Source organism: Phenylobacterium sp. (assembly GCF_036263695.1).
Classification (GTDB): domain Bacteria; phylum Pseudomonadota; class Alphaproteobacteria; order Caulobacterales; family Caulobacteraceae; genus Phenylobacterium.
In genome coordinates this window covers 1-4173 of the sequence record NZ_DATAGM010000318.1, presented here as the reverse complement: position 1 = coordinate 4173, position 4173 = coordinate 1, and the positions used below count along the sequence as shown (strand labels likewise).

Sequence of the window (4173 nt, the reverse complement as noted above, 5' to 3'; positions counted from 1 at the left end):
GTTCCGGGTGGTGTCGTTGCCGCCGATGATCAGCAGCACGACGTTGCCGTGGTATTCGTGGATGTCCATGCCGCGGGTGGCCTCCCCGTGGGCCAGCATGGAGATCAGGTCGAAGGCCGGCTCGGCGTTGATCCGCTCGTTCCACAGCTCGGTGAAGGCGGCGAAGCACTCCTCGCCCTCGCGGCGCTTCTGCTCCCAGCTGGTCACCGGGCCATGGCCGGGGGCGTTGGTGAAGATGTCGGACCAGTGGGTCAGCTGGCGGCGCTTCTCGAACGGATAGTCGAAAAGCGTGGCCAGGGTCATGGCCGTCAGCTCTTTCGAAACCAGGTCGACCCAGTCGAATTCCTCTCCGATCGGCAGCGCGTCGAGGATCTGGCCCGCCCGCTCGCGGATCACGGGGGCCATGCGGTGCAGGTTGGCGGGGGCCACGGCCGGGCTGACCGTCTTGCGCTGCACGTCGTGCTTTGGCGGGTCCATGGAGATGAAGCTGGGCCGCGTCGGCCGCCCCGCCGTCTGGGCCTTGGACTCCAGGCTCTGCAGGGTGATCCCGTCGGCGGAGGAGAAGACCTCGTGGTTGGTGTCCACCGCCATGATGTCCTGGTAGCGGGTCACAGACCAGAACGGGCCGTAGGCGCCGTCGGGCGTGAAGTGCACCGGAGCCTCGTTCCGCAGCCGCTCGAAGTAGGGCCACATGGCGTCCTGGGCGAACAGCTCCGGCTGGGCCGGATTCAGCGTCTCCAGCGGCTCGGCGTAGGCGCGGGCGCGGATGTCGCGCCGAAGGTCGATGGAACCGTCGCTCATGGGTCGTCTCTCATCCCGTTCGGGGCCGGCTCACTTGGGCCGGCGCACTCAATCGCTCGATGGCGCCCGTCCAAACGTCGTTTTGCAAGCGCCGAAGCGAGACCCCCTCAGTGCAGGACGCGGCGCAGGATGTGGGACAGCGCCTCCACCGAGTAGGGTTTGCGCAGCAACTCGAAGCCCTGGGCCCCCTGGTCCGCCAGGGTGTCGCTGTAGCCGGTGGTGAGCACAATCGGCACGGTCGGCCAGCGCTTGCGCAGCTCGGCGGCGAGCTCGACGCCGCTCATCCCGGGCATCACCACATCGGAGAACACCAGGTCGAAGGCCCCATCGTTCTCCAGCCGCTCCAGGGCCTCGGCGGCGTGCGAGGCCCAGACCGTCTCGTAGCCGAAGTCGTGCAGCAGCTGGCGGGCGAACTCGCCGACCGACGCGTTGTCCTCCACCACCAGAATGCGGGCGCGGCGCGAGGCCGGACCCAGGGCGCCCGCCCTGGCCGGCGCCGGGCCGGCGTCCGGCTGCTTGTCTGTGAGAGGGAGATAGAGGGTGAAGGTCGCCCCTTCGCCCGGGGCGCTCTCGACCGCGACCTCACCGCCTGACTGCTTGGCGAACCCGTAGACCTGCGACAGGCCAAGGCCCGTGCCCTTGCCGACCTCCTTGGTGGTGAAGAAGGGCTCGAAGATGCGCTCCACCTGGTCGCCGGGGATCCCGTGGCCGGTGTCCGCGACCGAGACGGCGACGAACTCCCCGCCGCCGCGGCGGGAGGCCCGCGGCACGTGGTAGGCTCGCCGCAGGCCGATGGTCAGCCGGCCCTCGCCATCCATGGCGTCGCGCGCGTTCACCGCCATGTTGATCAGCGCGGTCTCGAACTGGCTGCGGTCGGCCTCGATGTAGCAGGCCGCGTCGGTCAGCTCGGTCTCCACCCGGATGCGCGAGCCCACCACGCTGTGGATCATCCGGGTGATCTCGCGGATCCGCTCGGCGACGTCGAACACCACCGGCTTCAGCGCCTGGCGGCGGGCGAAGCTCAGCAGCTGGCTGGTCAGCTCGGCGGCCCGGTCGGCGGTGTCGGAGATGGCGTCCACATAGCGGCGACGCTTGGTCTCCTCCAGGTCGTGGCGGCGCAGCAGGTCGGCCGACGAGCGGATGATGGTCAGAAGGTTGTTGAAGTCGTGGGCGATGCCGCCGGTCAGCTGGCCGATGGCCTCCATCTTCTGCGACTGGCGCAGCTGTTCCTGGGCCAGCTTCAGCTCGCTGATGTCGCGGCCCTCGGCGACCAGCCAGAGGACCTGGCCGGCCTCGTCGGTCACCGGCTTCAGGCTGAAGTCGACGGTCGCGACAACCGTCCCGGCGCCGCGCATCACATGTTCCTCGCGCACCACCTGACCGGCGGCCGCCCGCCGAATGCCGCTCTCGATGGCGGCTTGAAGCTCGGGATTGTCGCGCATGGGAGACGCCAGCCAGAACGGCCGCCCGACGATGTCGGCAGGCCGGATCTGGCTCCAGCGCAGCGCGGTCTGATTGACCTCGACGACCAGGCCCTCCGGCGTCAGCAGAGCCATGAACTGCAGCGCGGAATCGAAGATGCCGCGGAACCGGCGCTCGCTCTCTGCGAGCTCGGCGGTCCGCGCGGCGACCTGGCGCTCCAGCGTCTCGTTGAGTTCACGCAGCGCCTGCTCGTTGGCCTGCAGCGCGGCCTGGGCGCTCTTGAGTCCGGTGACGTCCTGCACCAGCGAATAGAAGCCCAGCACCCGGCCGTCCGGCGCCCGGTGGGGAATGTGCTCGACGAGGGTCGTCAGAACCTCCTCGCCGCGCGGGAACTCGACCTCGTAGGTGACGTGCTCCCCGGCAAGGGCGCGGGCGACGAAGGGCCGCCGGTCCTTGTAGAGCGCCTCGCCGAAAACCTCGGTCAGGGTGCGGCCGATGATCTGCTCACGCGGGCGCCGGAAGCGGCCCTCGTAGGCGGCGTTGGCGAACCGGAACCGCTCCTCCGCGTCCACGTAGGAGATCAGCACCGGCATGGCGTCGGTGATGTCGCGCAGGCGCGCCTCGCTGGCCGCCAGCGCCTCCTCCGCCTGCTTTCGTGCGGTCACGTCAGAGAACAGGATGGCCAGCCCGCCGCCGGCCATCGGCGCGGCGTGGATCTCGATGGTGCGGCCCGGCGCGACCACTGAGGGGAAGTCGAATTCGGCCGGCTCGCCGCTGGCGACGACCGCTTCGAGCTTGCTCTGGATCTCCGTGCCCCTGGCGACGGAGATGACGTCCCAGAGCTGGCGGCCCAGGACCTCCTCGCGCGGCCGGCCGAAGAACTTCTCGCAGGCGGCGTTGAAGAGGACGAACCGCCAGTCGGCGTCGACCGCGAAGAAGCCGTCGTTGGTGCTCTCCAGCACCAGCCGCAGCTGCGCCTCGGTGGTGTCTAGCCGCGCCTTGGCGAGCAGCTCGTCCTCCAGGTCGCGGAACAGGATGCAGATGCCGCCGTCGGCTGTCGGCTTCAGGGTCGCAGCGACCGAGCGGTCGACGGCCATGGATCGGGTGCGGATCTCGATCGGCCGCCGCTCGCGCATCACGTCCTGGTGCGCCTGCCAGAAGTCGCTGCCCACGGCGTGCGGGAACAGCTCCCAGACGTTGAGGCCCAGCAGCTGGTCGCGGCTGCGGCCGGTGATGCGTTCGACGTGGCGGTTGACGTAGGTGAAGCGCCAACCGGAGGACAGCGCATAGAAGCCGTCGCTGATCGCTTCGAGCAGGTCGAAGGCGTCGACCGGCGGCCGGCGGATGTCCGCCCCGCCCATCTCGGAAACCTCGCCGCCGTCTTGCGCCACACCCCAGCCTTACCTTGGCACGCCGCCTGTTGATAGGGCGGCGCTAATTCAACGCAGTTGGGTGGTTATCAGCGCCAGGCGCGCGGAAATCTCCATCGCCGGAACCTCAACGAGGTCGAATCCGAACCGGCGGTAGACCGCCCTGTGCGTGCGCTCGAAGGCCAGCGCGTCCTCGAAGCTGATGCGTCGGATCGGGGTGGGCTCTATGAAACCCAGGTTGCGGATGAAGAAGACGCGGGGCTCGAACGCGCACTCGGCCGCGAGGCGCTCGGCCTCACGCGACAGGCCCGGCGAGAGCGGCCGGCAGAGGTGCTCGGCGAGCGCGATGGTGCAGAAAATGGAGCGGTCGTGGATTTGGACGCCGGGCACGGCCGAAGCGTCCTGCAGGCGCTGGGCCTGCAGCTGCGCGATCGCGTCCAGGAAGTCGGGCTCGAGATGCGGATGCGCGATCCCGCGAGCCAGCATCCGCGCGTTCACCTCAGTCGCGGCCTCCTCGATGACGGGGAAGCCGCGGGCGGCGAGCGCGCGGATCAGGGTCGTCTTGCCCGCGCCGGGCGTG

The 4173-nt window shown here is 69.6% G+C and carries 2 protein-coding genes and 1 pseudogene; all 3 read right to left on the bottom strand.

Annotation, left to right across the window (positions count from 1 at the left end):
- Nucleotides 1–801 (bottom strand): annotated as a pseudogene (locus VHK87_RS13020) (cytochrome P450); the annotation flags it as partial.
- Between the two features lie 107 nt (nucleotides 802–908).
- Entirely contained in the window at nucleotides 909–3614 is a 2706-nt protein-coding gene (locus VHK87_RS13015; protein ID WP_329635326.1) for a PAS domain-containing protein, read from the bottom strand.
- Nucleotides 3615–3662: 48 nt separating this feature from the next.
- A partial coding sequence (locus VHK87_RS13010) for an AAA family ATPase (protein WP_329635325.1) occupies nucleotides 3663–4173 on the bottom strand: 511 nt, incomplete at its 5' end.